Genomic DNA, 25,969 nt, shown 5'->3' with positions numbered 1-25,969 from the left:
CCCCGCCGCAGACGAGTCCAGCTCCCGGCGGGGCCGGAGCCACCCCACCTCCCATTCACTCGTCCCTCGGAGGGATGCCGTGATGACGGCTGCCACGACCACCCCGCACGACCAGAACGACCACGACCTGTCCTACCTGCTGCGCTCGAAGAACTTCCAGACCTGGCGCCGTGAGGTCACCGCCATCGGTGGCTGCGCCGCACCGATCCATCTGACCGGGTCCTCGCGGATCTACGACCGCGCCACCGGGGCCGTTCTTGCCGAACGCGAGGGCGAGATCCTGGCCCCGTGCGGGAACAGGCGCGTCAGCGTCTGCCCCGCCTGCTCGGACCGCTACGCCTCCGACGCCTACCACCTCCTGCGCTCCGGGATGGCAGGTGGCAAGGGCGTGCCCGACACCGCGGCGACCCACCCGCGGCTGTTCGTCACCCTGACCGCCCCGTCGTTCGGGCCGGTGCACACCCGGCGGGTCACCGCCCGCGGGCTTGTCGTCCCCTGCCGCTGCGGGGAGAAGCACCACCGCGACGACCCCCGCGTCGGTTGCGCCCTCGATCCTGAGTCGCACGACTACGTGGGTGCAGTTCTCTGGCAGGCCCATTCCGGGGTCCTGTGGAACCGGTTCGCCATCCGCCTCCGGCGGCTGCTCGCCCAGGTGCTCGGGGTCAAGGTTCGCGACTTTCGGGATCACGCCCGCCTGTCCTACGCCAAGGTCGCGGAGTACCAGCGCCGCGGGCTGGTCCACTTCCACGCTGTCGTCCGCCTCGACGGCCCCGACGGCCCGTGGACCACGCCACCGCCCGGGATCACCGCCGACGCACTGCACGCGGCCATCCGGGACGCCGCCTACGACGTGTCGCTCGCGGTGGACCGGCCCGACGGCACACCGCAAGTGCTCGCGTGGGGCACCCAGGTCGACATTCGCCCCATCACCAGCACGACCGCGGCGGCGCTGGAGAACGACGACGGCGAAATCACGGACTCCGCGCTGGCTGCCTACGTGGCCAAGTACGCCACCAAGGGCACCGGCAAGAGCGAAGCGACCGACCGGCCGATCCGGGACATCGCCCATCTCGACCACCTCGACATCACCCCGCACCACCGGCGCCTGATCGAGACCGCGTGGGAGCTCGGCGGGCGCGAGGAGTACGAGGGGCTAAACCTGCGCAGGTGGGCGCACATGCTCGGGTTCCGCGGCCACTTCCTCACCAAGTCCCGCGCCTACTCGACAACCTTCGGGGCGATCCGCGGGGACCGGCGCATCTACCGGCTCGGCGAGACCCTCGCCGCCCTCGACACTCCGGCTGAGCCCGGGGCGGTGCTGGTGGTCAACGACTGGGCCGTCGTCCACATCGGGCACCGCAACGACGCCGAACGGGAGATCGCCCTCGGCATCGCCGAACGGCGACGCGAGCAGAGGAAGAGCCGGGCGACACGAGCAGGGGAGGGGGCGTGATGGAACGCGTGCTGCTGACCGTCCAGGAGGTCGCGGAGGCGCTGCACGTCGGGCGCTCGAAGGTCTTCGACCTGATCATCGCCGGTGAGATCGACTCGGTGAAGATCGGGAAGCTGCGTCGCATCCCGGTGAGCGCCGTCCACGAGTACGCCCTCCGGCTGGTCCAGGAGAGCCGGGAGGCATCCTGATGGCCGGCCGCGAGCGCAACGGCATGGGCACCGTGGTCAAGCGCTCGGACGGGCGCTACCAGGCCGCGGTCTACGTCCTCACCCCGACGGGACACCGTCGCCGGAAGTTCGTCTACGGCCGCACCTGGGATGAGGCCAACGACAAGCGGCTGGAGCTGCTGGACAACAACCGCAAGGGCGTGCCGTCGGAGTCCTCGGCGATGCGGCTGGACGAGTACCTGACGTACTGGCTGGACCACATCGCGGTGCACGAGCTGCGCCCGTCGACCTTCGCCCGCTACCGGGCTCTGGTCAGGGACTACATCACCCCGCACCTCGGCCGGAAGAAGCTCAACCGGCTCAGCCCGTCCGACGTCCGCGGGCTGATGGCCACGCTCGCGCGGACCAAGGGCACGAGCGGGCGCGTGCTCTCGCCTCGGACGGTCCAGTTCATTCACGCCGTGCTGCGAAGCGCGTTGCAGCACGCCGTCCGGGACGAGCTGATCGGCCGCAACGTCGCCAAGCTGGTCAGCCCCCCGCGGGCGACCCCGCCGGAGATCACGCCGCTCTCGCCGGAGGTCGCGCGGAAGTTCCTGCGGGTCGCGAACACCCACTGGCTCGCGGCGCTCTGGCTGATCCTGCTGACGACCGGTCTGCGGCGCGGTGAGGTGCTGGGGCTGACCTGGTCGGATGTCGACCTGGACGCGGGAACGCTGCGGGTCCGGCGCACGGTGCAGAAGCTCGACGGTGCGTTCGTCTTCGGTGAGCCCAAGAGCGCTCGGTCGAGGCGGGTTCTCACGTTGCCCGCCGTGTGCGTGGCGGCCCTGCGTCGGCAGCCGGAGATCAACCGGGGGAGGGCTGCCGGTGAGCAGCGCCGGGTGGCCGGTCAGCCTTCGGATCTGGTATTCGTGTCGACGTCCGGCCAGCCCGTCGACCCCCGCTCGGTGAACCGGGCGTTCGACCGGCTGCTGACCAAGGCGGAAGTGCCGCACTCGCGCGTGCACGACCTCCGGCATACCTGCGCGACCCTGTTGCTGGCCGAGGGTGCGTCGGACCGGGAGGTCATGGAGCTGCTGGGACACAGCTCGATCGGCATCACGATGAACACCTACGCCCACGTCCTCGACGACTCGAAGCGTCGGATGGCCTCGCGCATGGACGGCCTGTTCGGCGAGGGCGGTTGATGTCAGAACCGGATGTCAGGAGCGGACCACGGCCCGGACGGGGGAGACCCTGCCGGGCCGTTTCGCATGTCAGCGGCTTGCTCCGCCGCCAGGATTCGAACCTGGACCATCGGAACCAAAATCCGAGGTGCTGCCGTTACACCACGGCGGATCGTGGGGCCTCGTCATCGTGACACGTCGGCGACGCCGTCCTCGCAGCGCACCCGCCCTGCGCGTCGGCCGGGGGTGACCGGGATCGCCCACGAAAGGGTGATCCGCACCCCGGGCGCGGCGAATCCGCGTCGGGTTGACACACTCCCGTGCGTGCTGAACACGGATGCTTCCGGGACGACGTCGTCGATCGGGTCCGGAACCGCGTTGACGTGCCGTCTCTGTGGCACGACCGACCTGCGCAGCTTCTGCGACCTGGGCGCCACACCGCCCTGCGAGCTGTTCCTCACCGAGCAGACGGCGCAGCAGGCCGAGCAGACCTTCCCGTTGCACGTGCGGGTGTGCAACTCGTGTCTTCTCGCCCAGCTTCCCCCGGAGATCAGCCCGGAGGAGACGTTCGAGGAGTACGCCTACTTCTCCTCGTTCAGCTCGTCCTGGGTGGACCACGCGCGCCGATTCGTCGACTCGGCGGCCGAGCGCGCCGGGCTGGACACGGGCTCGTTCGTCGTCGAGGTCGCCTCGAACGACGGCTACCTGCTCCAGCACGTCGTCGCGAAGGGCATCCGCTGCCTCGGCGTCGAGCCGAGCGTGAACGTCGGCGAGGCCGCCCGCGAGAAGGGCGTCCCGACGCTGACCGCGTTCCTCACCCCGGAGACCGGCGCCCGGGTGCGCGCCGAGCACGGCCCGGCCGACCTGGTCTGCGGCAACAACGTGTTCGCCCACATCCCCGACGTCGTCGGCTTCGCGCAGGGACTGCGCGCCATGGTCGCCGACGACGGCTGGGTCTCCATCGAGGTCCAGCACCTGCTCACGCTCGTCGAGCGCAAGCAATTCGACACGATCTACCACGAGCACTTCCAGTACTACACGCTGCTCACCGGGCAGCGGGCGCTCGCCGCGGGCGGGCTGACCCTGGTCGACGTCGAGCTGCTCGACACCCACGGCGGCTCCATCCGCATGTGGGCGCGCCCGGCCGAGGTCGCCGGTGAGCCGAGCGCGACGGTCCGCGAGGTCCTGGCCGCCGAGGCGGCCGCCGGGCTGCACACGCCGGAGGGGCACGACGGGTTCGCCGAGGCCGTCTCCACCATCCGCGACGACCTGGTGGCGTTCCTCATCGACGCCCGCCGGCGGGGGAAGCGCGTGGTCGGCTACGGCGCCCCGGGCAAGGGGAACACCCTGCTCAACTACTGCGGCATCCGGCCCGACCTGCTCGAGTACACGGTGGACCGGAACCCGTACAAGCACGGGCGGCTAACGCCGGGCACCCGAATCCCGATCTTCGCTCCGGAGCGGATCGCGCAGGACCGCCCCGACCACGTGTTGATCCTGCCCTGGAACCTGCGCACCGAGCTGACCGAGCAGCTGTCCTACGTCCGCGAGTGGGGCGGCACGCTGGTCTTCCCGATCCCGTCGCTCGAGGTGGTCTGACGTGAAGGTCGTCCTGTTCTGCGGTGGTTACGGCATGCGGATGCGCGATGGCGCGTCCGACCTCCCGAAGCCGATGCACCCGGTGGGGCCGCGCCCGTTGATCTGGCACGTGATGCGCTACTACGCCCACTTCGGCCACAAGGACTTCGTCCTGTGCCTGGGCTACGGCGCGCACCACATCAAGAACTACTTCCTGAACTACGACGAGACCGAGTCCAACGACTTCGTGCTGCACCAGGGCGAGGTCGAGCTCATGGGCAGCGACATCAAGGACTGGAACATCACGTTCGTCCACACCGGTCTGGACTCGCCGATCGGTGAGCGTCTGCGCCGGGTGAAGGCGCTGGTCAAGGACGAGGAGATGTTCCACGCGAACTACGCCGACGTCCTCACCGACGCCCCGCTGGACAGGATGGTCGAGCAGTTCGCCGGCACCGACGCCGTCGGGCAGCTGATGGCGGTGCCGCCGCAGTCGGCGTTCCACTGCGTCGACGTCGACGACAACGGCAGGCTCGAGTCGATCACCACGCTGCAGGAGATGCCGATCTGGGAGAACGGCGGCTACCTCATGTTCCGGCCGGAGATCTTCGACTTCCTCGAGAAGGACTGCGACCTGATCGCCGACGCCGCCGCCCCGCTGGCGCGCAAGGGCCGCATGTCGGCCTACCGGCACCGCGGTTTCTGGCAGCCTGCGGACACCGTCAAGGAGCGCAACGCGCTGGAGGCGGCCTACCAGAGCGGCGCGCGACCGTGGATGCTCTGGGAGTCCCACGAGACCGACCAGGACCCGCTGCAGGCCGCGATCGCGGAGATGCACCGCAGCAGCCACCAGCGCGACTAGGCCGCGATTCCGGGGGGGAACGAGAGACCGTGCTGAACCTGTTGCCCGAGCGGCTGGACCGCATCCTGCTGCTCGGCGCCCACTGTGACGACATCCCGATCGGGGCCGGCGGGATGCTCCTGGAGCTGTGCCGCGCCTATCCGGGGGTGCAGGTCACCGCGCTGGTCCTGACCGGGGCGGGGTCGCTGCGCGAGGAGGAGGAGCGGGCCGCACTGGCCGCGTTCACCCCGGGCGCGCACCTCGACGTCGTCGTCATGGACCTGCCCGACGGCCGCGTCCCGCAGCACTGGGAGCGGGCGAAGATGGCGCTGGAGGACCTGCGCAGCCGCAGCGAGCCGGACCTGGTGATCGGCCCGTCGCCGCACGACGCCCACCAGGACCACCGGACGCTGTCGCAGATGATCCCGACCGCGTTCCGCGACCACCTGACGCTCGGCTACGAGATCCTCAAGTGGGAGGGCGACCTCGCCCAGCCGACGGTCTTCCTGCCGCTGTCCGAGCCGGTGCTCACCGAGAAGATCGCCAAGCTCAACGAGCACTACGGCAGCCAGCGCGACCGGACCTGGTTCGACGACGAGACCTTCCGCGGCCTGGCCCGCGTGCGCGGGGTGCAGTGCCACGCCCGCTACGCCGAGGGCTTCCACGTCCAGAAGCTGACGCTGTCCGCAGCGCCGATGGTCGGTTCCGAGCCGAACGGTTTCTGACCCCGCACACACCGCCGAGAAAGGGATATTCATGCGCGTACTGCTCACCGGGCACCAGGGCTACCTCGGGACCGTGATGGCGCCGTTGCTGGCGGCCGCGGGTCACGAGGTGACCGGCCTGGACTCCGGGCTGTTCGCGGACTGCGTGCTGGGTTCGCTGGACACCCCCGACGTCGAGGGCTTCGACACCGACCTCCGCGACGTGACCGTGGAGCAGCTCGCCGGGTTCGACGCCGTCGTCCACATGGCGGCGCTGTCGAACGACCCGCTGGGCTCGCTCGCCCCGGAGATCACCTACGACATCAACCACCACGCGTCGTCCCGGCTGGCGCGGCTGTCGAAGGAGGCCGGTGTCGGCCGCTTCGTCTACGCCTCCACCTGCTCGGTGTACGGCGCCCAGTCCGGGGACGACCTCGTCGACGAGGACGCCCCGCTCAAGCCGGTCACCCCGTACGCGATCTCGAAGGTCCGCGTCGAGGACGACCTCGCCGAGCTCGCCGACGCCGACTTCGTGCCGGTCTCGATGCGCAACGCGACCGCGTTCGGGTTCTCGCCGCGGCTGCGCGCCGACATCGTGCTGAACAACCTGGTCGGCCGGGCGATCCTCACGGGCGAGGTCACCGTGCTGTCCGACGGCACCCCGTGGCGCCCGCTCGCGCACGCCGAGGACATCGCCGGTGCGGTCGTCGCGGCGCTGGGCGCCCCGGCGGACGTCGTCCGGGCGCGGGCCTACAACGTGGGCACCGAGACGAACAACCGGACCGTCGCCGAGATCGCGCAGGCCGTGATCGACGCCGTCCCCGGCTCGACGCTGAACATCACCGGTGAGGCCGGCAACGACCCGCGCTCCTACCGGGTCGACTTCGCCCGGGCCCGCAAGGAGCTCGGCTTCGAGGCGTCCTGGACGATCCCGGCCGGTGCCGAGCAGCTCGCCACCGAGTACCGGGACCGCGGCCTCACCCAGGACGCGTTCGACAACTCCTTCACCCGCCTCGCCGTGCTGAACCGCAGGCAGGCGGCGGGCGAGCTCGACGGGTCCATGCACGTCGTCAGGTAGTTCGCACTCGGTCGACGGCCCGTCCCGCGCTACGGTCGCGGAGCGGGCCGTCGTCGTATCCAGGGGGTGCCCATGTGCCGCAACATCCGGACGCTGCACAACTTCGAGCCGCCGGCCACGACCGACGAGGTGGACGCCGCGGCGCTGCAGTACGTCCGCAAGATCGCCGGGGCGGCGAAGCCGTCGCAGGCCAACGCCGAGGTGTTCGAGAAGGCCGTCGCCGCCGTCGCCGAGGCGACCCGGGAGCTGCTCGACGGGCTGACCACGACCGCCCCGCCGAAGGACCGTGAGGTGGAGGCGGCGAAGGCGCGGGCGCGGGCGGAGCTGCGCTACGCCCGCTGAGGGAGCTGCAGGTCGAGCAGCAGCCCGGTCTCGGCCCGGCCCGGGCCGGTCGTGGAGGCGAACAGTTCCGGACCCTCGCCGACGTCGGTCAGCTCCATCGAACCCGGTACGGGCGCCAGACAGTCACCGTGCCGTCCGCGCTCGCGGCGCATCTCCTCGGACACGACGCGGATCCGGCGGATGCGGCCCGTGACCTCGTACGGGTCCTCGGGACCGGCTCCGGCGTGCGCGGTCGCGTACAGCCCGCCGCGCAGGGTGTGGATGCCCGGCGCCGGCGGGGTCGCGGACTCGGAGTACCAGCGGGCGAGCAGCCCGGAGCCTCCGTCGAGCCGGACGAGGGGGCTCGTGCGGGGGCCGTCGTGGACGACCGTCCACAGATGTTCGGAGGCCGGTTCCAGGTCCGGGACGAAGGTCAGGTGCCAGCTCGACTTTTCCCCGATCACCGGCGGGGGCAGGCAGCAGCCGTACTCCCACTCGGAGACCCGGACCTCGACGACGCGTTCGTTCATCGGCGTGCACCCGCGCACTCGGCGGACCGGGGCACGACGGCCCCGGGCGCGGGGAGCGCGACCGTACCCGATCCGGACCGCCGCGGACGACGTCTTTCGAGCGTCGCGTTCCCGTGGCCGGGAGCACGGTTCCGCAACGCTCGATGGACGTCGCCCGGTCGAGACGCACGTTGTCGCCCCGGTGGGGGCGGGAACGTGCATCTCGGTGCGGGTCAGGACGCGGGGGCGGCCAGGGCGTCGATCTCGACCAGCATCTCGGCGTGGGGGAGCCCCACGAACACCGTGGTGCGGGCGGGGAGCGCGGCACCGTCGGGGACGTGCCGGGACACGAACTCGCCGTAGGCGTCGTTCATCGCGGAGAAGTGCTCCCGCTCGGTGAGGTAGACGCGGAACATCAGGACGTCGCCGACCGAGGCGCCGCCCGCCTCCAGGATCGCGCGGACGTTCTCCAGGGTCCGCAGCGTCTGGGCGTGCACGTCGCCCGGCGCGATGTACTGCTTCGTCGCCGGGTCCATCGGGCCCTGCCCGGAGACCTGCAGCAGGCCGCCCTTGCGCACGCCCTGGCTGAAGGTGTGCGCGGGGGCGGGTGCGTCGGTGGTGGTCACGGTGCCGTTGGCGGCGGTGGTCATGCGGGGGGATCCTCTCGGGTCGGGCGCCAGCCGAGGTCGCGGGAGATCGTCCCGGTGACGGCCAGCAGTGACGGGACCAGCTCCATCAGCTGGTCGTAGCCGGCGACGATGGTCGGCACGGACACCGACACCGCCGCGACGGCGGTTCCGGCCGGTCCGCGGACCGGCGCCCCGATGCAGTTGATCGAGGCCTCGTTCTCCTCGCGGTCCTGGGCCCAGCCCTGCTCACGCACCCGGGCGAGCTCGGCCAGGTAGGCGTCGCGGTCGGTGATCGTGTGCGGGGTGCGGGCGGGGAAGTCGACGTCGTCGAGCACCCGGTTCCGCTCCGCCGCGGGCAGGTCGGCGAGCAGCACCTTCCCGGCGGCGGTGGAGTGCACGGGTCCGCGCAGCCCGACCCGCGACGCCATGCGCACGGTGTCGAGCGACTCCAGCTTGTCGATGTAGACGATCTCGCCGTCGTCGCGCTCGGACAGGTGCACGGTGTGGCCGTGGGCCCGGTTGAACGCGTGCAGGTGCGGTGCGGCGACCGTGCGCACCTCGCGCTGGTCCAGCCCGCGCGAGGACAGCTCGAACAGCCGCGAGCCGAGCCGGTAGCGGTGGTGGTCGTCGCGGTGCACGAAGTGCTCGTCGGCCAGGGTGCGCAGCAGCCGCAGGACGGTCGTTTTGTGCACCTCGAGCGCCGTGGCGAGCTCGTCGAGCGACGCCGGGCCCTCCCCGAGGACCACCAGGATCCGCAGCGCCTTGGTCAGGCTGGTGCTCACACGGCCTCCCGGTCGGCGCTCACGCGCAGGGTCGCCCAGGCGTCGTCGTCGAGGTCGAGCAGGTGCTCGGGCAGCGGTGCGGCGGAGTCGCCGGGAACGACGAGCACCGCGGCGGCACCGAGGTGGCCCCGGCGCAGGCAGCGGCCCACGTCCTCGCCGCGGACCAGGCCGGTGAGCAGCCCGGCGGCGAACGCGTCGCCCGCCCCGACCGGCTCGACGACGTCGACGACCAGCGCCGCGCGCTCGGTGACCGCACCGTCGCGGTGCACGGCCAGTGCGCGCCGGGCGCCGTCCTTGACCACGACCAGCTCCGGGCCGGGCAGCAGCGTGCGCAGCCGGGCCGGGTCGTCGGTGCCGAACACCCGCCGCGCCTCGTCCGCCCCGACGAGTACGACGTCGGCCCGATCGGCCAGCGCGGCCACCGGGGCCGGGTCGCCGTCGGGCCACATCTGCTCGCGCCAGTTCACGTCGAACACGACCCGGTACCGGCGGGGGCGGGCCAGCAGCGCGGCCAGTGCGGCCGCGCAGGACGCCGACACGGCCGCGGTGATCCCGCCGACGTGCACCCAGTCCGCGACGGCGATCCGGTCGCGTACCGCGGGCACCTCCAGCAGTTCGGGCCCGGCCGCCGAGGCCGCCGACCCGGACCGCCGGTAGGTCATGACGGTGCCGCCGTCGGGCGCCGGGGACTTGGCGTAACGGCCGGTCGGGAGGTCCGGGTCGACGCCGATCCCACCGGTGTCGACCCCGGCGGCGGCGAGCGTGTGCTGCACGAGGGCGCCGTGCCGGTCGTCGCCGAGACGCCCGACCCACGCCACCGCGACGCCGGCCGCGGCCAGGTCGAGCGCGACGTTCACCTCGGCGCCCGCGGCGTGCGCGGGGGCCCGCGGGTCGTCGACGGCGGCCGCGTCGGGGACCAGGGCGAGGGCCTCGCCGAAGCACACCACGGCGCTGCGGCCCGGGGTTTCCACTGCTGGGTTCTCCTCCGCCGTCGTTGACCGATCTGTCGCGGCGATGCTAGAACAGCCGTACCGAAATACGCAACCATCGCTGCAGAATACGCAACGTACCTGCTCAGAGGGGAGAACGGGATGCTCCGGTACGCGTCGCTCGGCGCCGAACGGCCCGGCCCGTACGCCAAGTCGGTCCCGCCGCTGCCCGGTACGGTCGACGAGTGGCTCGCCGGCGGGCCGCGGCTGTCGGACCTGGCCACCCCCGTCCTCACCCTCGACCGGGCGGCCCTGCACGCCAACGCCGAGCGGATGGCCGGCTGGTGTGCCGCGCGCGGCGTCGACCTCGCCCCGCACGGCAAGACGACGATGGCCCCCGCGCTGTGGGACCTGCAGCTGCGCCACGGCGCCTGGGGGATCACCGTCGCGACGCCGTGGCAGGCGCGGATCGCGATCGACGCCGGCGTGCGACGGGTGCTGCTGGCGAACGCGCTCGTCGACCCGGCGGGTGTGCGGGCCGTCGCCGCCGCGCGTGACGCCGACCCGGACCTGGAGGTGCTGAGCTGGGTCGACTCGGTCGACGCCGTCGCCGCGATGACCGCCGCCGCGGGGTCCCCGGCGCGGCCGCTCGCCGTCGTCGTCGAGCTGGGGGCGCCCGGCGGCCGGACCGGCGCGCGCACCCTGGCCGAGGCCGAGCGGGTGGCCTCGGCCGTCGTGGCCAGCCCGGCGCTGGCGCTGGCCGGGGTCGGCGGCTATGAGGGGGCGCTCGCGCACGACCCGTCGGAGGCGTCGCTGGCGACCGTCCGCGCCTACCTCGACGACCTCGCCGAGCTGCACCGCCGGCTCGCCCCGTCCTACGGGACCGACGAGGTCGTGGTCACCGCGGGCGGCAGCGCCTACTTCGACCAGGTCGTCGCCGCGCTGGCCGGGCTCGCCGACGCGCGCACCCGCGTCGTGCTGCGCTCGGGCGCCTACCTCGTCCACGACGACGGCTTCTACCGCGGCATCTCCCCGCTGGCCCGCGACGACGAGCAGCGCCCGTTCCGCTCGGCCATGCACGTGACCGCCCGGGTGGTGTCGACCCCCGAGCCCGGCCTCGCGCTGCTCGACGCGGGAAAGCGCGACGTCCCGTTCGACGAGGGGCTGCCCGAGCCGCAGCGGATCGCCGACGACCTCGGGTCGCCCTCGCGGCCGCTGACCGGCACCGTCACCGCCGTCAACGACCAGCACGCGTTCCTGCGCACCGAGGAGCAGGTCCGGATCGGGCAGGTCGTCCGGCTCGGACTCTCGCACCCGTGCACCGCGTTCGACAAGTGGCGCTGGATCCCGGTGCTGGACGGCACGGACCCCGACCCGCAGGTCGTCGAGCTCGTCCGGACGTTCTTCTGATGGGCACGCTGCTGCGCGGCGGCACCGTCGTCGACGGGACCGGCGGGCCCCGGTACACCGCGGACGTGCTCGTCGAGGGCGACCGGATCGCCGCGGTCGGGCCGGACGCGGCCGGACGGGCCGGGCGGGTCGTCGACGTGGACGGGATGGTCGTCGCCCCCGGGTTCGTCGACATGCACGCCCACTCCGACCTGCGCCTGCTCACCGAGCCCGCGCACCTCGCGAAGGTCTCCCAGGGCGTGACGACCGAGGTCCTCGGCCAGGACGGGCTGTCCTACGCCCCCGTCGACGACGCCGTCCTGCCCGTGCTGCGCCGCGCGATCGCCGGCTGGAACGGCGACCCCGGCGCGGACTTCTTCACCTGGCGCACCGTCGCGGAGTACCTGGACCGGCTCGACGAGGGCATCGCCGGCAACGCCGCCTACCTCGTCCCGCACGGCACCGTCCGCGCGCTGGTCTGCGGCTGGGACGACCGCCCCGCCACGCGGGCGGAGATCGCCCGGATGGCCGACGTCGTCCGCACCGGCATGGACCAGGGCGCGGTCGGTCTCTCGGCCGGGCTCACCTACACCCCCGGCATGTACGCCGACGGCGCCGAGCTCGCCGCGCTGTGTGCCGCGGTGGGGGAGCGGGGCGGCTTCTTCGCCCCGCACCACCGCAGCTACGGCGCGGGCGCGCTGGAGGCCTACGCCGAGATGGTCGACGTCGCCGAGCGGTCCGGGTGCGCGTTGCACCTGGCGCACGCCACGCTCAACTTCGGCCCCAACAAGGGCCGGGCCGGGGAGCTGATCACGCTGCTCGACACGGCCGTCGCCCGCGGGGTCGACATCACCCTCGACACCTACCCGTACCTGCCGGGTGCGACGACGCTGTCGGCGATCCTGCCCAGCTGGTGCCAGTCCGGCGGCCTCGACGCGGCCCGCGAGCGGCTGCGCGACCCGGCCGCACTCGCCCGGATCCGCGAGGACCTCGAGGTCCACGGCTCCGACGGCTGCCACGGCGTCGTCGCCGAGTGGGAGACGATCGAGATCAGCGGGGTCACGAACCCCGAGCTCGCCGGGACGGTCGGGCGGACGGTCGCCGACATCGCGGGCGCGACCGGAGCGGATCCGTTCGACACCTGCGTGGACATCCTGCTCCGCGACGACTTCGGGACCGGCATCCTGCAGCACGTCGGGCACGAGGAGAACGTCCGCGCGATCATGCGCCACCCGCGGCACACCGGCGGCAGCGACGGCCTGCTCGTCGGCGCGAAGCCGCACCCGCGGGCCTGGGGGACCTTCCCCCGCTACCTCGGTCACTACTGCCGCGAGCTCGGGCTGTTCTGCCTGGAGGAGTGCGTCCACCACCTCACCGGGCGCGCCGCCGACCGGCTCCGCCTGGCCGACCGCGGTCGCGTCCGGCCGGGCCTGGCCGCCGACCTGGTCGTGTTCGACCCGGACACCGTCACCGACACCGCCACCTTCGCCGAGCCCGCCCAGCAGGCGGCCGGCATCCCGTACGTCCTGGTCAACGGGGCCTTCGCGGTCGACGGCGGGGAGCGCACCGACGCGCTCGCCGGCCGCGCACTGCGCCGCCGGGCCGACGGCCGGACCGCACCGGGCACCCACCCCACCGGAGGACGACGATGACCTTCCTCGACTGGCTGCAGAACGACACGGCCGGCCTGCTCACCCTCGCCGCCGTCAGCGTCGCACTGCTGCTGATCATGATCATGCGGCTGCGCCTGGAGCCGTTCATCGCGCTGATCGTCACCGGCGTGCTGGTCGCGCTGGTCGCGGGCGTGTCGGTCACCGACCTCGTCGGCACCCCGATCAAGGCGTCGGACTCGCTGTTCGAGACCGGGTTCGCCGGGATCCTCGGCCACATCGCCCCGATCATCGGGCTGGGCACCGTGCTCGGCGCGATCATGGAGCGCTCCGGTGGCGCGGACGCCCTGACCGAACGGCTGCTCCGGCTGTTCGGGCCGAAGGGCGCACCGCTCGCGATGGGGGTCACCGGGCTGGTGCTCGGCATCCCGGTGTTCTTCGACATCGGCATCTTCGTGCTCGCGCCGCTGGTCTACGTGGCCGCGCGCCGCGGCGGCCGCTCGCTGGTGCTCTACGCGATGCCGATGCTCGCCGGGCTGTCGATGACCCACGCGTTCCTGCCGCCGCACCCCGGACCGGTCACCGCGGGCGGGCTGCTCGGCGTCGGCATGGGCTGGGTGATCGCGATGGGCCTGCTCTGCGGCATCCCCGCCTGGCTGGTCAGCGGCGTCTGGTGGGGCTCGTTCATCGGGCGACGGATCCAGGTCGGCGTGCCCGAGGACCTGCCCGGCGGGGCCGCCCCGGCCCCCGGCCCGGCCGGTTCCGCGCGCGACACCGGCGACAGCAACGGCGACGGCGACGGCGACCCGGGCGGCGGGACGGCCGGTGTCCGCACCGCGGAGACGGCCGGCCCGCAGACCGCGGTCGCGGTGGCCGCGCCCCCGTCGGTCGCGCTCATCTCCTCGATCATCGCGGTCCCGCTGGTGCTCATCCTCGCCGCGACCGTCGCGGGGGTGACGCTCCCGGAGGGCACGGTGCTCCGCGACGTCCTCGTGCTGCTCGGCACCCCGGCCATCGCGCTGACGCTGTCGGTGCTGCTCGCGCTGTACCTGCTCGGCATCCGGCGCGGGACGTCGATGGCCGAGCTCGGCCGGATCTCCGGCGAGTCGCTGCGCCCGGTCGGGATGATCCTGCTCGTCGTCGGGGCGGGGGCGTTCTTCGGCAAGGTCCTGCAGACCACCGGCGTCGGCGACGCACTGGCCGGCTCGATGACCGCGATCGGGCTGCCGGTGATCGCCTCGGCGTACCTAATCAGCGCGGCGCTGCGGATCGCCCAGGGCTCGGCGACCGTCGCCATCGTGACGACGGCGGGCATCATCGGCCCGACCGTCGCCGCGGGCGGCTACAGCCAGCCGCAGCTCGCGCTGATCGTCGTCGCCGTGTCGGCCGGGTCGATCATCGCCAGCCACGTCAACGACGGCGGGTTCTGGATCGTCGCCAAGTACTTCAACATGACGGTGAAGCAGACCCTGATGACCTGGACGGTGCTGGAGACGATCCTGTCGGTCGTCGGGTTCGCCGCGGCCGCGCTGGTGTGGGCCGTCGTCTAGGGCGTGTCTTGTAAGGGTTCTGACCTGCTGTCGGTGATCATGCTCGGGTGGTGGGTCGGGGTGAGCTGACGGACAAGGCCTGGGCGCGAATCGAGCCGTTGCTGCCCCCGGTCGCAGGGCGAGGCCGGCGGTGGCGCGATCACCGTCAGGTGATCAACGCGATCCTGTGGAAGCTGCGCACCGGCGCCCGGTGGCGCGACCTGCCCGAGCGCTACGGACCCTGGAAGACCGCGCATGATCGCCTGCGGATCTGGACCGCGGACGGCACCTGGGAACGCATCCTCGACGACGTGATCGTCAAGGATGACGCCGTCGGGAACGTGGAGTGGACCTTCAGCATCGATTCCAGCAGCGTCCGGGCTCACCAGCACTCCGCCGGTGCCCGGATAAAGGGGGCTGCACCACTGGGTGGGTCGAAGCCCTCGCCGTCGACGGAGAAGCCCTCGGACGGTCCCGTGGCGGGCTGACCAGCAAGATTCATCTCGCGGTCGATGGGCGCGGACTGCCGATGTCGGTGATCCTCACCCCGGGCCAGGCCGGGGACAACCCACAACTGCTCCCGCTGCTCGATCAGATCGTGGTCGGCCGAGACGGACCCGGCCGACCACGCACCCGGCCCGTCCGGGTGCTGGCCGACAAGGCCTACTCCCACCCCTCGACCCGCGCGGCGCTACGCCGGCGCCGCATCGCGTTCACCAGCCCCGAACGCAGCGACCAGATCCAGCGCCGACGCGCGAAGGGCTCCCGCGGCGGTCGCTCACCGGCGTTCGACCCGGCCCTCTACGCCAGTCGCAACGTGGTCGAACGCTGCTTCAACCGGCTCAAACAGTTCCGCGCCCTCGTCACCCGCTACGCGAAGCGCGTGGCCTACTACCGATCGGAGATCATCATCGCCGCGACCGTGTTGTGGCTGCGCACCGACTTACAGGACACGCCCTAGAAGAACTTGAGCAGGTGGTCGGTGACCGGGCCGGCGGCCTCGACGGCCGTCCAGTGTCCGATCCCGGGGACGATCTCGACCGTCGCGGAGCCGTGGGCCTCGGCGAGCTCGGTGCTGGCGTCGGGCGGGCCCACCTTGTCCTCGTCGCCGGTGATCAGCAGCAGCGGCAGGCTCGGGGTCACCGGGCCCGGGTCTCCGGCGGCGGCGAGCGCCTCGCAGTTGCGGGCGTAGCCCTCGGCGTCCTGGCGCATGACCAGCTCGCGGACGAACGCGGCCACCTCCGGCTTGTCCCGCCGGGTGCTCTCGGACAGCGCGTTCGCGACCACGCCGGGCGCGACGGCGGCGGTTCCCTTGTCCCGCAACGTCGCAGCCCGGTCGCGCTGGGCCTGCCGGCCGGCCTCGGCGGGCTCGCGGACCGCGCCGAGGAGGGCGAGCGCGCTCACCCGGTCCGGGTACTTCGCGGCGAACCTGCGCACGACGAGGGTGCCCATGGAGTGGCCCACCACACCGGCCGAGGCGATCCCCAGCTCGTCGAGAACCGCGGCCAGGTCGTCGGCGTGGGACTCGATGCTGATCCCCTCGGCGTTCGCCGAGCGGCCGGCGCCGGCGGAGTCGACCCGGATCACCGTGTGACCACCGGCGAGGGCGTCGGCCTGGACCTGGTAGAAGTTCGACGTGCCGCCGAGGCCGTGCACGAGCACGACCGCCGGACCCTGGCCGTCGATCTCGACGGCGAGTTCCTTACCGTTGACGTACATGTGCGTCCTTTCTCAGGCGATGCGGTTGCGCTGCGCGCCGAGGCCGGTGATCGAGACCTCGACGACGTCGCCGCTGACCATGAACCGCGGCGGGTCGAACCCGATCCCGACGCCCGCCGGGGTGCCGGTGGCGATCAGGTCTCCGGGCCGCAGGGTGATCCCGGCCGACAGCGTCGCGATCAGCTCGGGGATGTCGAAGATCAGGTCCTTCACCGGGGCGGACTGGCGCGGCTCGCCGTTGACGACGCTCTGCACCTGCAGCGACGTCACGTCGTCGATCTCGTCGGCCGACACCGCGTAGGGACCCATCGGCGCGTGGGTGTCGAGGGACTTCCCGATCAGCCACTGCTTGTGCTTGCGCTGCAGGTCCCGGGCGGTGAAGTCGTTGATGATCGTGTAGCCCCACACGTGGTCGTAGGCGTCCGCGCGGCTGATCCCGCGCCCCCCACGCCCGATGATCACGCCGAGCTCGGCCTCGTAGTCCAGCTCCGAGGTGACGTCGGTGTGCGGCTCGATGTCGTCGAAGGGGCCGTTGACCGAGGTCGTGGCCTTGGAGAACACGACCGGGTACTCCGGCAGGGCCTCCGAGCGGTCGGGCTGGTCGTAGCCGCTGCGGCCGAACTCCACGACGTGGTCGCGGTAGTTCTTGCCGACGCAGAAGATGTCGCGCCGCGGCACCGGGATCGGCGCGTGCAGGCGGACGGAGTCGAGGGCGTGCCGCGGCTGCGCGGCGGCGTCGCGCTCCAGGGCCGGACCGAGCTCGGCCCAGCCCTCGATGACGTCGAGGACGCTGGCGCCGGCCGGAAGGAGCGCACTGACGTCGTGGACGACGCCCGCGTCGGGGTCCACCACGCCGACGTGCTGCGCCGACCCGGTGGAGAAGGTCACCAGCTTCATCGCTGCACCAATCTGAACCAATAGAACCAATGTGGCCAGGCGTGAACGTACGCCCCTCATCTCGACCTGTCGAGGGGAGGGTGAGCATCGACTTCGGCCGATTTTACATTGGTCTGGATTGGTCACACTGCTGCGGCTACTGTAGGCGCATGATGGCGGTGGAACAGTCGCTGCGCAGCCTCCTCACCGAAGGCGCCCAGGCCGGGACCTTCGGCCCCGGCTCGAAGCTGCCCACCGAACGGGCCCTGGTCGAGCAGCTCTCCGCGCCCCGCAGCGCGATCCGGCGCGCGCTGGAGGTGCTCGAACGCGACGGACTGGTCATCCGCCACGTCGGCCGAGGCACGTTCCTCACCGAGGCGGTACTGCAGCCCGTCGAGGGTGCACCCGCGAACACGAGCCCGGCGGAGATCATGCAGGTGCGGCTGCTCCTCGAGCCGCAGGTCGCCACCCTCGCAGCCCGGGTCGCGACGCAGGCCGATCTCGACCGCATCACCGAGTGTCTCGACGCCGGGGGCAGCAGCGAGGACTTCGAAGGCTTCGAGTCCTGGGACGCGCGGCTGCACCGGGCCATCGCGCAGGCCGTCCACAACGGGCTGCTCATGAACATGTTCGACGTCCTCAACACCGCCCGGGCCCTTCCCGTCTGGGGCACGTTGAAGCGTCGGACGTCCACCCCGGAACTGCGCCGCTGCTACCACGGCGAGCACACCGCGATCGTCGACGCGCTGCGCGACCGCGACTCCGCCGGATCCGGCGAGGCCATGCGGATCCACCTGGAGAACGTGTCGGACAACCTCCTCGGCCGGCACTGACCCGCCCGCCCGGGGTCGAGAGGAGTGGGTCCCGCCCGCGGCGGGTATCCGCACCCGGGATCATCACAGCCGACCGGCTCCGGGAGTTGTTCGACTCCGACCTGCCGGACCCGCAGCTCGCCGTCGTCGAGGGGCAGGCCCGCGTGGTGCCCGGAACAGCGGACGAGGACCAGGGCCTCGTCGTCGCGTCCCGCAGCGAACTGCTCGAACGACACGGCGGCTCGGCGCCGTCCGGACAGGCGCTCGAGGAGCTCGCCGTCGCCCTCGAGACCACCGTCGACACCCTCGGCGCCTGACCCGCCCGCCCCGACCCGGGAGGGCGTGAGACGGGTTCAGCCCTTGACGTAGGCGAGCTTCTCGGCGACCCAGGCGGGCATGTCGTCTCCACCGCCCGCCTGGCGGGACTCGCGGCACACGACGGACAGGTCCCGCCCCAGGCGTCAGCCTCTCGAGAGTCGACGGCGGTTGGCCACGACCCGCCGGTGGACCGGGCCGAGCACGTTGCCGACGGCCTTGGCGGTGTCCTTCGGCGGAGTCGTCACCGCGGCCGTCGCGGCCTGGAACAACGCCTCGACCTTCTCCTGCACCATGCGGGTGTACTCCCGGCGGTCCCGGGCGCTCGGCGGCCAACCGCCCGACGCCATCCGGAACGTCCGATGGGCGATCACCACCGGCGCCGACCAGGCGATCTCCGCGACCAGGAGCCACGGCTTCACCCACCCCGGGCCGGGCATCGTACCAGCGGACGTGCGCCTTCTCGCGGTCATCGGCCGACGCTAGCGTCCCGGCCCAGGCGCGTCAGCGGCGCGCGGCCGCAAATCCGGCGAGCTCGTCGAGGGCTCGGAGGGCTTCGGACTCGGGGAGGGTCTCGAGGTTCAGCGTGACCTCGTCGACCCCGGCAGCGGCGTAGCCGTCCACCCTCTCCGGATCCGGATCTGCGGCGTACACCGTGAACGGCACGTCGTGCCGGCCCTGCTCGGCAAGCCATTCCCGGACGCGGCGGATCTCCTCGGGAGGGGTGTGCGCGCGGGGCAGCCACGCGTCGCCGTAGGTCGCCAGCCGGCGCAGCGCCGCCTTGCTCTCCCCGCCGAGGTAGATGGGCGGATGGGGCTTCTGCACTGGTTTCGGCCAGGCGTAGATGGGGTCGAAGTCGCCTTCGGGATCGGCCGGCCCTCGATGACCGCCGCCGTGAGCGGTGCGAGCGCCGGGGAGGAGTGCTCGGCGTCGCCACCCCGCGTTCCTCACCGGCGCCGGGGTCGGCGCCGCGGTCGTCGGCGGCCTCGCCGCGCCGCTCGGCATCGGCACCGCGGTCGCCGTCCTCGTCCTGCTCCCGCTCCTGGGCGTCACGCTGCTGCTCGGGAGGAACCGGACGGAGCACCCGGCCTGATCGGCGGTGCCGACCACGGGCCCGGCCCCGGCCCGCGCGCGACGCGGGCCGGGGCCGGATCTGTTCGACCGTCCCGGGGTCGACGAGAGCTACCCCGTGGCTTCCGCCGCCCCGGCCTCCGCCTCGCCGCGTCGCGGCGGCCGCCGCTCCCGGCAGTAGCTCCCCGGCGGGTCGGAACGGCCGAATGCGCACTCGCCCCGTTCCCGGCACCGCCGGTTGCACGGGCCGATCGTGTCCTGCTTCGCCGCCGCCGCCCTTCGCAGCGCGGCGACGTCGAGCCCGGTCACTGCGCCGACGCCAGCACGTTCTCCTTCTCGCCGGCACTCATCCCGGGCTTCGCCCCGAGGTCGAACCGCGGACCGGACGGCAGCGTGTTGTGGAAGATCTTGCCGCCCTTGATGACCGTGGTGATCTTGTCGAGGTCCTGCATCACCGTGATGTCGGCGAGCGGGTCGCCGTCGACCACCACGATGTCGGCGAACTTGCCGGCCTCGAGGGTGCCCACCTTGCCCCCGAAGTCGACCAGGGCGCCCGCGTCGCGGGTGGCCGCCACGAGCGTCTCGCGCGGGGTGTAGCCGAACATCTCGACGAAGTTCTGCAGGTCCCGGGCGTAGGTGCCGTGCGGGGTCCAGGCCAGGCCGAAGTCGCCGCCGGGCAGCACCCGGATGCCCGCCGCCTTCATCTTGCCGACGCTGGCGATGGTCTCGACCATCTCCTCCTTGTAGCCCATGGAGTCGAGCACGTCGTGGCTGAAGCCGAACTGGGCGCCGTTCTCGTAGAGCCCGACCTGCCAGTGGATGGCCGGGCTGACGAAGATGCGGTGCCGCTGCTCGCGCATGCGCTCGAGCGCCTCGTCGTTGAGGTAGTTGGCGTGCCCGATCACGTCGAACCCGGCCTTCATGGCCTGGATCACCGCGTCCGCCGACCGGGCGTGGCAGAGCATCCGCAGGCTGCGGCGGTGTCCCTCGTCGACCGCGGCGTCGGCCTCCTCCTGGGTGTAGGAGAGCTCGCCGGGCAGGTCGGACTCGATCATGCCCTCGCCGTCGAGGTAGACCTTGACGGTGTCGGCCCCGGACTTGCGGACCGAGCGGATGACCTTGCGGACCTCCCACGGGTTGTCCGCCAGCAGGGCCAGCCCGTCCATGCCGAGCTGCAGGTGGTCCGGGTTCCAGTCGACCATCCCGCCGGTGCCGAGGACGTCCCGGCCGCAGGCCACGTAGCGCGGGCCGGGGGCGACCCCGGAGTTGATCGCGTTGCGGACGGCCACGTCGACCGCGTGCAGGGAGCCGAAGCTGTTCGCCGAGGTGTAGCCGCAGCGCAGCATCGTCCGCGCGTTCTCCACCGCGTAGATCGTGGTGGCCTCGGCGGTGCAGTTCATGTCCAGGTCCTGCAGGCTGGACGCGTTGAAGTAGGACAGGTGGCTGTGCGCCTCCGTCATACCCGGCATCACGAAACGCCCGCCCAGGTCGATGCGGGGGACGCTCTCGTCGACGTCGTCGAACTGGTCCATCGAGCCGACGCGGCGGATGTCCTCGCCCTCGACCCAGATGGCACCGTCGGGGATCACCTCCTCGTCGATGCCGTCGAAGATGCGGCCGTGGACGAGGAGCATGGACTCGGCGTTGAGCATGGTCACTCCTTGTTGAGGTGGTGGTGCGGGCGTCGTGCCGGGCTCGCGGAGTGCAGGCCCCGGCCGGCGGCCGCGCGGGCCGCCTCCTGGACCTGCTCCCCGACGGTGGGGTGGACGTGCACGGTGTCGGCGAGGTCCTCCACCGTCGCGCCCATCTCGATGGCCACCGTGCCCTCGGCGACCAGCTCGGAGGCGTGCGGGCCGACCACGTGCAGCCCGAGGACGAGGCCGGTACCGGTCTCCGACACCAGCTGCACCGTCCCGCGCGGGGCGCGCAGCGTGAGTGCCCGGCCGTTGCCGGCCATCGGGACCGTGGTGACGACCGGGTCCAGTCCCTCGGCGCGGGCCGCGGCGGCGGACAGGCCCACCGTCGCGATCTCGGGGTCGGCGAACACCACCGCGGGGATCGCGGCCGGCTGGAAGGCCACCCGGTCCCCGCACAACGCGTCCACCGCGACCGGTGCCTCGGCGTAGCCCTTGTGCGCCAGCGCCGGTCCCGGCGTGACGTCGCCGATCGCGGCCACATGCGGGCGCAGCGTCCGGTCGGGGGCGACGTGCAGGAGGCCGTCGTCGCCCGGCGTCACGCCGAGCCGGTCGAGGCCCAGCTCGTCGGTGTTCGGGCGGCGGCCGACCGCGACGATGACGACGTCGGCCTTCACCTCGACGTCCCGGTCGCCGCAACGCACGTGCAGGATCGTGCCCCGGTGCTCGCCGGCGCGGGCGGCCGTGAGCACGGTGACGCCCAGCTCGTCGAGCCGCCGGGCGACCGGACGGGTCAACGCGACGTCGATCTCGGGTAGGATCCGTTCGGCCATCTCCACCAGGGTCACGGACGAACCGAGCTTTGCCAATGCCGTGCCGAGCTCGACCCCGATGTAGCCGGCGCCGACGACCGCCACCGTGGCAGGCAGCTCGGGGAGGTCGAGCGCTCCCGTGCTGTCCAGGACGTGCACGCCGTCGGGTACCAGGTGGGGCAGCACGGCCGGGCGCGAGCCGGTGGCGATGACGACGTCGCGGAACTCGACGAACGCCGCGCGGCCGGCGGGTGTGCGGACCACGGCCTGGTCCGGGCGGGTGAACCGGAGGTCGCCGGCGAGGACCCGGACCCCGGCGCCGGCCAGCAACGACCGGACTCCCCCGGTCAGCTCGCCGATGATGCGGGCCTTGTCCGCCTGAAAGGCGCCCAGGTCCACCGAACGCTCGCCGACCGACAGGCCCGCCGACGCGTAGCCGGCGGCCCGTTCCGCCACGTCGGCCATCTCGATCAGGGCCTTGGACGGGATGCAGCCCGCACGCAGGCACACCCCGCCGACGCCGTCCTCGCCGTCCCGGTCGATCAGCAGGACGTCGCGGCCGCGCTGGGCGCCGCGCAGCGCGGCCGCGTATCCCGCGGGGCCGCCGCCGACGACGAGCAGGTCGGCGGCCTCGGCGATCTCTCCGACGACCATCAGTCCTCCTCGCCCAGCAGCAGCAGCGGGGTGCGGATCAGGCGCTCGAGGGTGTTCACGAAGGCGCCGAGGTGCTCGCCGTCGATCAGGCGGTGGTCCGCCGCGACCGCGAGCGGCAGCACCCGGCGCACCGCCGGGACGCCGTCCACCGGGACCACCGCGTCGTGGACCCGGCCGAACCCGGCGATCGCGACCTGCGGGGCGTTGATCAGCGGGGTGCCGAGCCAGGTGCCGTAGCTGCCGAAGTTGCTGATCGTGAACGTGCCGCCGGTCGTGTCCTGCAGCGGGAGCGAGCGTTCACGGGCGCCCGCGCCGAGCCGGGCGATCTCCCTGGCCAGGCCGGGCACGCTGCGCCGGCCGGCGTCGCGCAGCACCGGCACGATGAGGCCGTCCGGGGTGGCGGCCGCGATCCCGACGTCGAGACGCCGGTGCAACGTGACCTCCTCGCGCTCCATGTCGAGAGTCGCGTTGAAGTCCGGGTGCCGGCGCAGGGCCGTCGTCACCGCACGGACGAGCAGCGGCAACAGCGTCAGCCGCAGCCCCTGCTCCTCGGCGTCCGCCCGCAGGGTGCGGTGGGCGCGTTCGAGCTCGGTCGCGTCGACCTCGCGGAACTCGGTGATGTGCGGGACCGACCAGGCCGCGGTCATGGCCCGGGCGACCTGACGGCGCAGGCCGCGCAGCGGCCGGACCCGGGTCTCCCCCGTGCCGGGCTCGGCCGGGGTGGCGGCGGGGGTGACGGCTGCCTGTGCGGTGACCGGCTCCGGGCTCCGCGGTGCGGCACCGTTGACGGACCGGGCGCCGCCGGCGATCGCGGCGCGGACGTCGTCGAGGACGATCCGGCCGTTCGGTCCGCTGCCGGTGAGCTCGGCCAGCTCGATGCCGTGCTCGACCGCCAGCCGGCGGGTGCTCGGGGCGGCCAGCACCCGGCGGCGGCCGGCGCCGGCGGGGGCCGCGGACGCGGGCACGGGCCGACCGTCGACGGCCGGAGCGGTGGCGAGCGCGGGTTCGCCCGCGGGCTCCGGCTCCACGGCGTCGGCTCCCGAACCCGTCGCCTCGAACGTGAACAGGGCCGATCCGACCGGCACGACGTCCCCCGGCCCGTGCGCGAGCTCGGTGATCACGCCGTCGGCCGGCGCGGGCAGCTCGACCTGTGCCTTCGCCGTCTCGACCGTCACGACGGGCTGGTCGGCGCGGACCTCGGCCCCCGCCGCCACCAGCCACTCGACGATCTCGGCCTCGGCGAGGCCCTCCCCGATGTCGGGGAGCCGGAACACGGTCGTGCTCATGCCGCCTTCACCGTCGCCCTCGCCGCCGCGACGACCCGGTCCACGCCGGGCACGAAGTGGTCCTCGATCCGGCCGGGTGGGTAGGGGGTGTCCGGCGCGGCGACCCGCGCGACCGGGGCCTCGAGCGAGTAGAACGCCGCGTCGTTGATCGTGGCCACGACCTCGGCGCCGAAGCCGGCGCTGAGCGGGGCCTCGTGCACAACCACGCAGCGGCCGGTCGCCGCGACGGCGTCGGCCAGACCGGCCTCGTCGAGCGGCACCAGGGTGCGCAGGTCCACGACGGCGGCGGAGATGCCCTCCTCGGCCAGCGCCTCGGCTGCCTTCTCGGCGACCTGGACCGCCGCGCTCCACGCGACGAGGGTGACGTCGGTGCCGTCGCGGGCGACTCGCAGCTTCCCGAACGGCACCGGAGCGTCGCCGTCCGCGACCTCCCCGGTGACCAGGCGGTAGCCGCGTAGTGGTTCGCAGAACAGCACCGGGTCCGAGGACCGGACCGCGGTCTGCAGGAGCCCCTTGGCGTCGGCCGGGGTGGCCGGCATGACCACGGAAAGCCCGGGGCTCTGCACGAACTGCGCCTCGAGTGCCTCGGAGTGCAGCTCCGGGGTCCGGACCCCGCCGCCGAACGGAGCGCGGATCACCACCGGCATCGGGAAGCGGCCCTGCGAGCGGTAGCGCATCCGGGCCAGCTGGGCGCCGATCTGGTGGAAGGCCTGGTGGCTGAAGCCGAGGAACTGCATCTCGGCGATGGGCACCTGCCCGGCGGCCGCGAGGCCGATCGCCGCGCCGACGATCGAGGCCTCGGCGAGAGGCATGTCGACGACGCGGTCCGGGCCGAACTCGTCGAGCAGGCCGTCGGTGGCGCGGAAGACGCCGCCGAGCCGGCCGACGTCCTGCCCGAGGACGAGGGTCCGCTCGTCGCGGGCGAGCTCGCCACGCAGGGTCGTGTTGATCGCCTGCAGCATGTTGAGCCGGGTCATCGGGTTCTCACCTGGGCCTGGAGTTCGGCGCGCTGGCCCTGCAGCCGGGGCGACAGCGTCTCGGTCACGTGCTCGAAGAGGTGCTCGACACCGGGCGGTTCCATCGCCTCGACGGTCCGCACCGCCTCGTCGATCCGGGTGGCGATCCGCTCGCGCACCGCGGTGTCGTGGGCGTCGTCCCACAGCTCGCGCGTCCGCAGGTGGGCCAGGACGCGACTGATCGGGTCCCGCGGCGCCCACGCCTCCAGCTCCTCGGCGGGCTGGTAGCGGCTGGCGTCGTCCGCGGTGTTGTGGTCGCCGAGCCGGTAGGTCAGCGTCTCGACCAGCGTCGGGCCCTCACCGGCCCGGGCGCGGGCCACGGCGTCGGCCACGACCTGGTGAACGGCGAGCAGGTCGTTGCCGTCGACCAGGGCACCGGGGATCCCGTAGCCCGGCGCGCGGCCCGCGAGCGTCGCCGCGGCGGACTGCCGGGCGCGCGGGGTGGAGATCGCCCAGCCGTTGTTCTGCACGACGAAGACGACCGGCGCGCGCAAGGTGCCGGCGAGGTTGCAGGCCTCGTGGAAGTCGCCCTCCGACGAGGCGCCGTCCCCGCAGAAGACCGCGACGACGCTGTCGCGGCCCTGCAGCGCGTGGCCCCACGCGAGCCCGACGGCCTGCGGGAGCTGGGCGGCCAGTCCGATCTGGATGGGCAGCACGTTCACGCCCTCGGGTGCGGCGCCGCCGCGCGGGTCACCGAGGAAGGTCAGCATGAACTGCTCGAGCGGCAGGCCCTGGCGAAGCAGCGCGGGCAGCTCGCGGTACTGCGGGACGACCCAGTCGCGGGCCGGGTCGAGCGCGAACGCCGCGCCCACCACGGACGCCTCCTGCCCGCGGACCGGTGAGAACGTGCCGAAACGCCCCTGGCGCTGCAGGCTGAAGCCCTTCTCGTCGAAGGCGCGGGAGAAGAGCATGAGCTCGCAGGCGTCGCGGAGCTGCTCGTCGGAGAGGGCGGCCTCGCGGCCGGGTTCCAGCTCGCCGTCGGGGCGCAGCACGGTCCACGGGGTCGCCTGCCCGTGCTCGGGGCGGAACTGTGGGGTGAATCCGGACATCGACACCTCTCGTGATGGCTGCGCTGCAGCCGGGTTCTCGGGA

At 72.9% G+C, this 25,969-nt stretch carries 26 protein-coding genes, 1 tRNA gene and 2 pseudogenes; 15 read left to right on the top strand and 14 right to left on the bottom strand.

Annotated features, from left to right (window positions below; genetic code table 11):
• The first annotated feature begins 82 nt into the window (after nt 1–82).
• Genes AC0GKK_RS11310 through AC0GKK_RS11300 form a run of 3 tightly spaced genes read left to right on the top strand, consistent with a single transcriptional unit; the run spans nt 83 to nt 2,804 of the window.
• Nucleotides 83–1,453, top strand: coding sequence for a replication initiator (locus AC0GKK_RS11310; protein ID WP_489883766.1), 1,371 nt, complete (start codon nt 83–85; stop codon nt 1,451–1,453).
• Nucleotides 1,453–1,641 (top strand): excisionase family DNA-binding protein, encoded by a 189-nt coding sequence (locus AC0GKK_RS11305; RefSeq protein ID WP_062404163.1) that lies wholly within the window; start codon nt 1,453–1,455, stop codon nt 1,639–1,641. The genes AC0GKK_RS11310 and AC0GKK_RS11305 overlap by 1 nt, the downstream gene beginning before the upstream one ends.
• Nucleotides 1,641–2,804 carry a tyrosine-type recombinase/integrase gene (locus AC0GKK_RS11300; RefSeq protein WP_489883765.1) on the top strand — a complete coding sequence of 388 codons (1,164 nt, stop codon included), beginning with the start codon at nt 1,641–1,643 and terminating at the stop codon, nt 2,802–2,804. Before AC0GKK_RS11305 ends, AC0GKK_RS11300 begins: the two co-directional genes overlap by 1 nt.
• Before the next feature lie 80 nt (nt 2,805–2,884).
• Here AC0GKK_RS11300 and AC0GKK_RS11295 read toward each other — a convergent pair.
• Nucleotides 2,885–2,955: transfer RNA gene (locus AC0GKK_RS11295), tRNA-Gln, on the bottom strand.
• Nucleotides 2,956–3,107: 152 nt separating this feature from the next.
• Between AC0GKK_RS11295 and AC0GKK_RS11290 the strand changes: the two genes are divergently transcribed.
• The 5 genes from AC0GKK_RS11290 (at nt 3,108) to AC0GKK_RS11270 (ending at nt 7,326) form a co-directional block, all read left to right on the top strand.
• Nucleotides 3,108–4,382 (top strand): methyltransferase domain-containing protein, encoded by a 1,275-nt coding sequence (locus AC0GKK_RS11290; RefSeq protein WP_489883764.1) that lies wholly within the window; start codon nt 3,108–3,110, stop codon nt 4,380–4,382.
• A 1-nt stretch (nt 4,383) separates the two neighbouring features.
• A complete protein-coding gene (locus AC0GKK_RS11285; protein ID WP_251785885.1) occupies nt 4,384–5,223 on the top strand; it encodes a sugar phosphate nucleotidyltransferase in 840 nt (279 codons plus the stop codon).
• A 29-nt stretch (nt 5,224–5,252) separates the two neighbouring features.
• Nucleotides 5,253–5,927 (top strand): PIG-L deacetylase family protein, encoded by a 675-nt coding sequence (locus AC0GKK_RS11280; RefSeq protein ID WP_062400266.1) that lies wholly within the window; start codon nt 5,253–5,255, stop codon nt 5,925–5,927.
• A 31-nt stretch (nt 5,928–5,958) separates the two neighbouring features.
• Complete coding sequence (locus AC0GKK_RS11275) at nt 5,959–6,984, top strand: NAD-dependent epimerase/dehydratase family protein (RefSeq protein ID WP_489883763.1); 1,026 nt, start codon at nt 5,959–5,961, stop codon at nt 6,982–6,984.
• 72 nt (nt 6,985–7,056) lie between these two features.
• A complete protein-coding gene (locus tag AC0GKK_RS11270; RefSeq protein WP_226355181.1) occupies nt 7,057–7,326 on the top strand; it encodes a DUF2277 domain-containing protein in 270 nt (89 codons plus the stop codon).
• Here AC0GKK_RS11270 and AC0GKK_RS11265 read toward each other — a convergent pair.
• The 4 genes from AC0GKK_RS11265 to AC0GKK_RS11250 all read right to left on the bottom strand — a co-directional run bounded on the left by AC0GKK_RS11265 (nt 7,314) and on the right by AC0GKK_RS11250 (nt 10,196).
• Complete coding sequence (locus AC0GKK_RS11265) at nt 7,314–7,835, bottom strand: DUF6578 domain-containing protein (RefSeq protein WP_489883762.1); 522 nt, start codon at nt 7,833–7,835, stop codon at nt 7,314–7,316. The two genes, AC0GKK_RS11270 and AC0GKK_RS11265, sit on opposite strands and share 13 nt — an antisense overlap.
• Nucleotides 7,836–8,047: 212 nt before the next feature.
• Nucleotides 8,048–8,464, bottom strand: coding sequence for a RidA family protein (locus AC0GKK_RS11260; RefSeq protein WP_489883761.1), 417 nt, complete (start codon nt 8,462–8,464; stop codon nt 8,048–8,050).
• Complete coding sequence (locus AC0GKK_RS11255; RefSeq protein WP_337826601.1) at nt 8,461–9,225, bottom strand: IclR family transcriptional regulator; 765 nt, start codon at nt 9,223–9,225, stop codon at nt 8,461–8,463. Before AC0GKK_RS11255 ends, AC0GKK_RS11260 begins: the two co-directional genes overlap by 4 nt.
• Complete coding sequence (locus AC0GKK_RS11250) at nt 9,222–10,196, bottom strand: sugar kinase (protein ID WP_346101660.1); 975 nt, start codon at nt 10,194–10,196, stop codon at nt 9,222–9,224. Before AC0GKK_RS11250 ends, AC0GKK_RS11255 begins: the two co-directional genes overlap by 4 nt.
• A 120-nt stretch (nt 10,197–10,316) precedes the next feature.
• Between AC0GKK_RS11250 and AC0GKK_RS11245 the strand changes: the two genes are divergently transcribed.
• From AC0GKK_RS11245 to AC0GKK_RS11230, 4 genes and pseudogenes are all read left to right on the top strand, one after another.
• The gene (locus AC0GKK_RS11245; protein WP_489883760.1) at nt 10,317–11,564 is read left to right on the top strand and encodes an alanine racemase; all 1,248 of its coding nucleotides are present in this window, start codon (nt 10,317–10,319) and stop codon (nt 11,562–11,564) included.
• Nucleotides 11,564–13,195 (top strand): N-acyl-D-amino-acid deacylase family protein, encoded by a 1,632-nt coding sequence (locus tag AC0GKK_RS11240; protein WP_489883759.1) that lies wholly within the window; start codon nt 11,564–11,566, stop codon nt 13,193–13,195. Before AC0GKK_RS11245 ends, AC0GKK_RS11240 begins: the two co-directional genes overlap by 1 nt.
• The gene (locus tag AC0GKK_RS11235; RefSeq protein ID WP_405419367.1) at nt 13,192–14,703 is read left to right on the top strand and encodes a GntP family permease; all 1,512 of its coding nucleotides are present in this window, start codon (nt 13,192–13,194) and stop codon (nt 14,701–14,703) included. Before AC0GKK_RS11240 ends, AC0GKK_RS11235 begins: the two co-directional genes overlap by 4 nt.
• Before the next feature lie 47 nt (nt 14,704–14,750).
• Nucleotides 14,751–15,643 (top strand): annotated as a pseudogene (locus AC0GKK_RS11230) (IS5 family transposase).
• On the opposite strand, the gene AC0GKK_RS11225 reads toward AC0GKK_RS11230, so the two are convergent.
• Nucleotides 15,640–16,401: an alpha/beta fold hydrolase gene (locus AC0GKK_RS11225; protein ID WP_185721773.1), complete on the bottom strand. Its 762-nt coding sequence runs from the start codon at nt 16,399–16,401 to the stop codon at nt 15,640–15,642. The pseudogene AC0GKK_RS11230 and the gene AC0GKK_RS11225 overlap by 4 nt on opposite strands.
• A 12-nt stretch (nt 16,402–16,413) precedes the next feature.
• On the bottom strand, nt 16,414–17,298 hold the full coding sequence (locus AC0GKK_RS11220) for a fumarylacetoacetate hydrolase family protein (protein WP_482636558.1): 885 nt from the start codon (nt 17,296–17,298) through the stop codon (nt 16,414–16,416).
• 149 nt (nt 17,299–17,447) lie between these two features.
• Between AC0GKK_RS11220 and AC0GKK_RS11215 the strand changes: the two genes are divergently transcribed.
• A complete protein-coding gene (locus AC0GKK_RS11215; protein WP_346105150.1) occupies nt 17,448–18,110 on the top strand; it encodes a FadR/GntR family transcriptional regulator in 663 nt (220 codons plus the stop codon).
• 86 nt (nt 18,111–18,196) lie between these two features.
• Nucleotides 18,197–18,406, top strand: coding sequence for a hypothetical protein (locus AC0GKK_RS11210; protein WP_489883758.1), 210 nt, complete (start codon nt 18,197–18,199; stop codon nt 18,404–18,406).
• A gap of 144 nt (nt 18,407–18,550) precedes the next feature.
• On the opposite strand, the gene AC0GKK_RS11205 is transcribed toward AC0GKK_RS11210, so the two are convergent.
• Both AC0GKK_RS11205 and AC0GKK_RS11200 read right to left on the bottom strand, forming a co-directional pair.
• A complete protein-coding gene (locus AC0GKK_RS11205; protein ID WP_346105153.1) occupies nt 18,551–18,844 on the bottom strand; it encodes a hypothetical protein in 294 nt (97 codons plus the stop codon).
• A gap of 64 nt (nt 18,845–18,908) precedes the next feature.
• Nucleotides 18,909–19,262, bottom strand: a pseudogene (locus tag AC0GKK_RS11200) (LLM class flavin-dependent oxidoreductase); the annotation flags it as partial.
• Nucleotides 19,263–19,305: 43 nt separating this feature from the next.
• On the opposite strand from AC0GKK_RS11200, the gene AC0GKK_RS11195 reads away from it, so the two are divergent.
• Entirely contained in the window at nt 19,306–19,497 is a 192-nt protein-coding gene (locus AC0GKK_RS11195) for a hypothetical protein (protein ID WP_346105159.1), read from the top strand.
• Nucleotides 19,498–19,780: 283 nt separating this feature from the next.
• On the opposite strand, the gene AC0GKK_RS11190 is transcribed toward AC0GKK_RS11195, so the two are convergent.
• Genes AC0GKK_RS11190 through AC0GKK_RS11170 form a run of 5 tightly spaced genes read right to left on the bottom strand, consistent with a single transcriptional unit; the run spans nt 19,781 to nt 25,926 of the window.
• On the bottom strand, nt 19,781–21,127 hold the full coding sequence (locus AC0GKK_RS11190) for a metal-dependent hydrolase family protein (RefSeq protein ID WP_489883757.1): 1,347 nt from the start codon (nt 21,125–21,127) through the stop codon (nt 19,781–19,783).
• Nucleotides 21,128–21,129: 2 nt separating this feature from the next.
• The gene (gene lpdA / locus AC0GKK_RS11185) at nt 21,130–22,575 is read right to left on the bottom strand and encodes a dihydrolipoyl dehydrogenase (RefSeq protein WP_489883756.1); all 1,446 of its coding nucleotides are present in this window, start codon (nt 22,573–22,575) and stop codon (nt 21,130–21,132) included.
• Entirely contained in the window at nt 22,575–23,861 is a 1,287-nt protein-coding gene (locus tag AC0GKK_RS11180; RefSeq protein ID WP_489883755.1) for a dihydrolipoamide acetyltransferase family protein, read from the bottom strand. Before AC0GKK_RS11180 ends, lpdA begins: the two co-directional genes overlap by 1 nt.
• Nucleotides 23,858–24,838, bottom strand: coding sequence for an alpha-ketoacid dehydrogenase subunit beta (locus tag AC0GKK_RS11175; protein ID WP_482636566.1), 981 nt, complete (start codon nt 24,836–24,838; stop codon nt 23,858–23,860). The genes AC0GKK_RS11180 and AC0GKK_RS11175 overlap by 4 nt, the downstream gene beginning before the upstream one ends.
• Nucleotides 24,835–25,926 (bottom strand): thiamine pyrophosphate-dependent enzyme, encoded by a 1,092-nt coding sequence (locus AC0GKK_RS11170; RefSeq protein ID WP_489883754.1) that lies wholly within the window; start codon nt 25,924–25,926, stop codon nt 24,835–24,837. Before AC0GKK_RS11170 ends, AC0GKK_RS11175 begins: the two co-directional genes overlap by 4 nt.
• Nucleotides 25,927–25,969 lie beyond the last annotated feature (43 nt).

Source organism: Pseudonocardia sp. P-1 (assembly GCF_058111925.1).
This window is presented reverse-complemented; position numbering and strand designations above follow the sequence as displayed.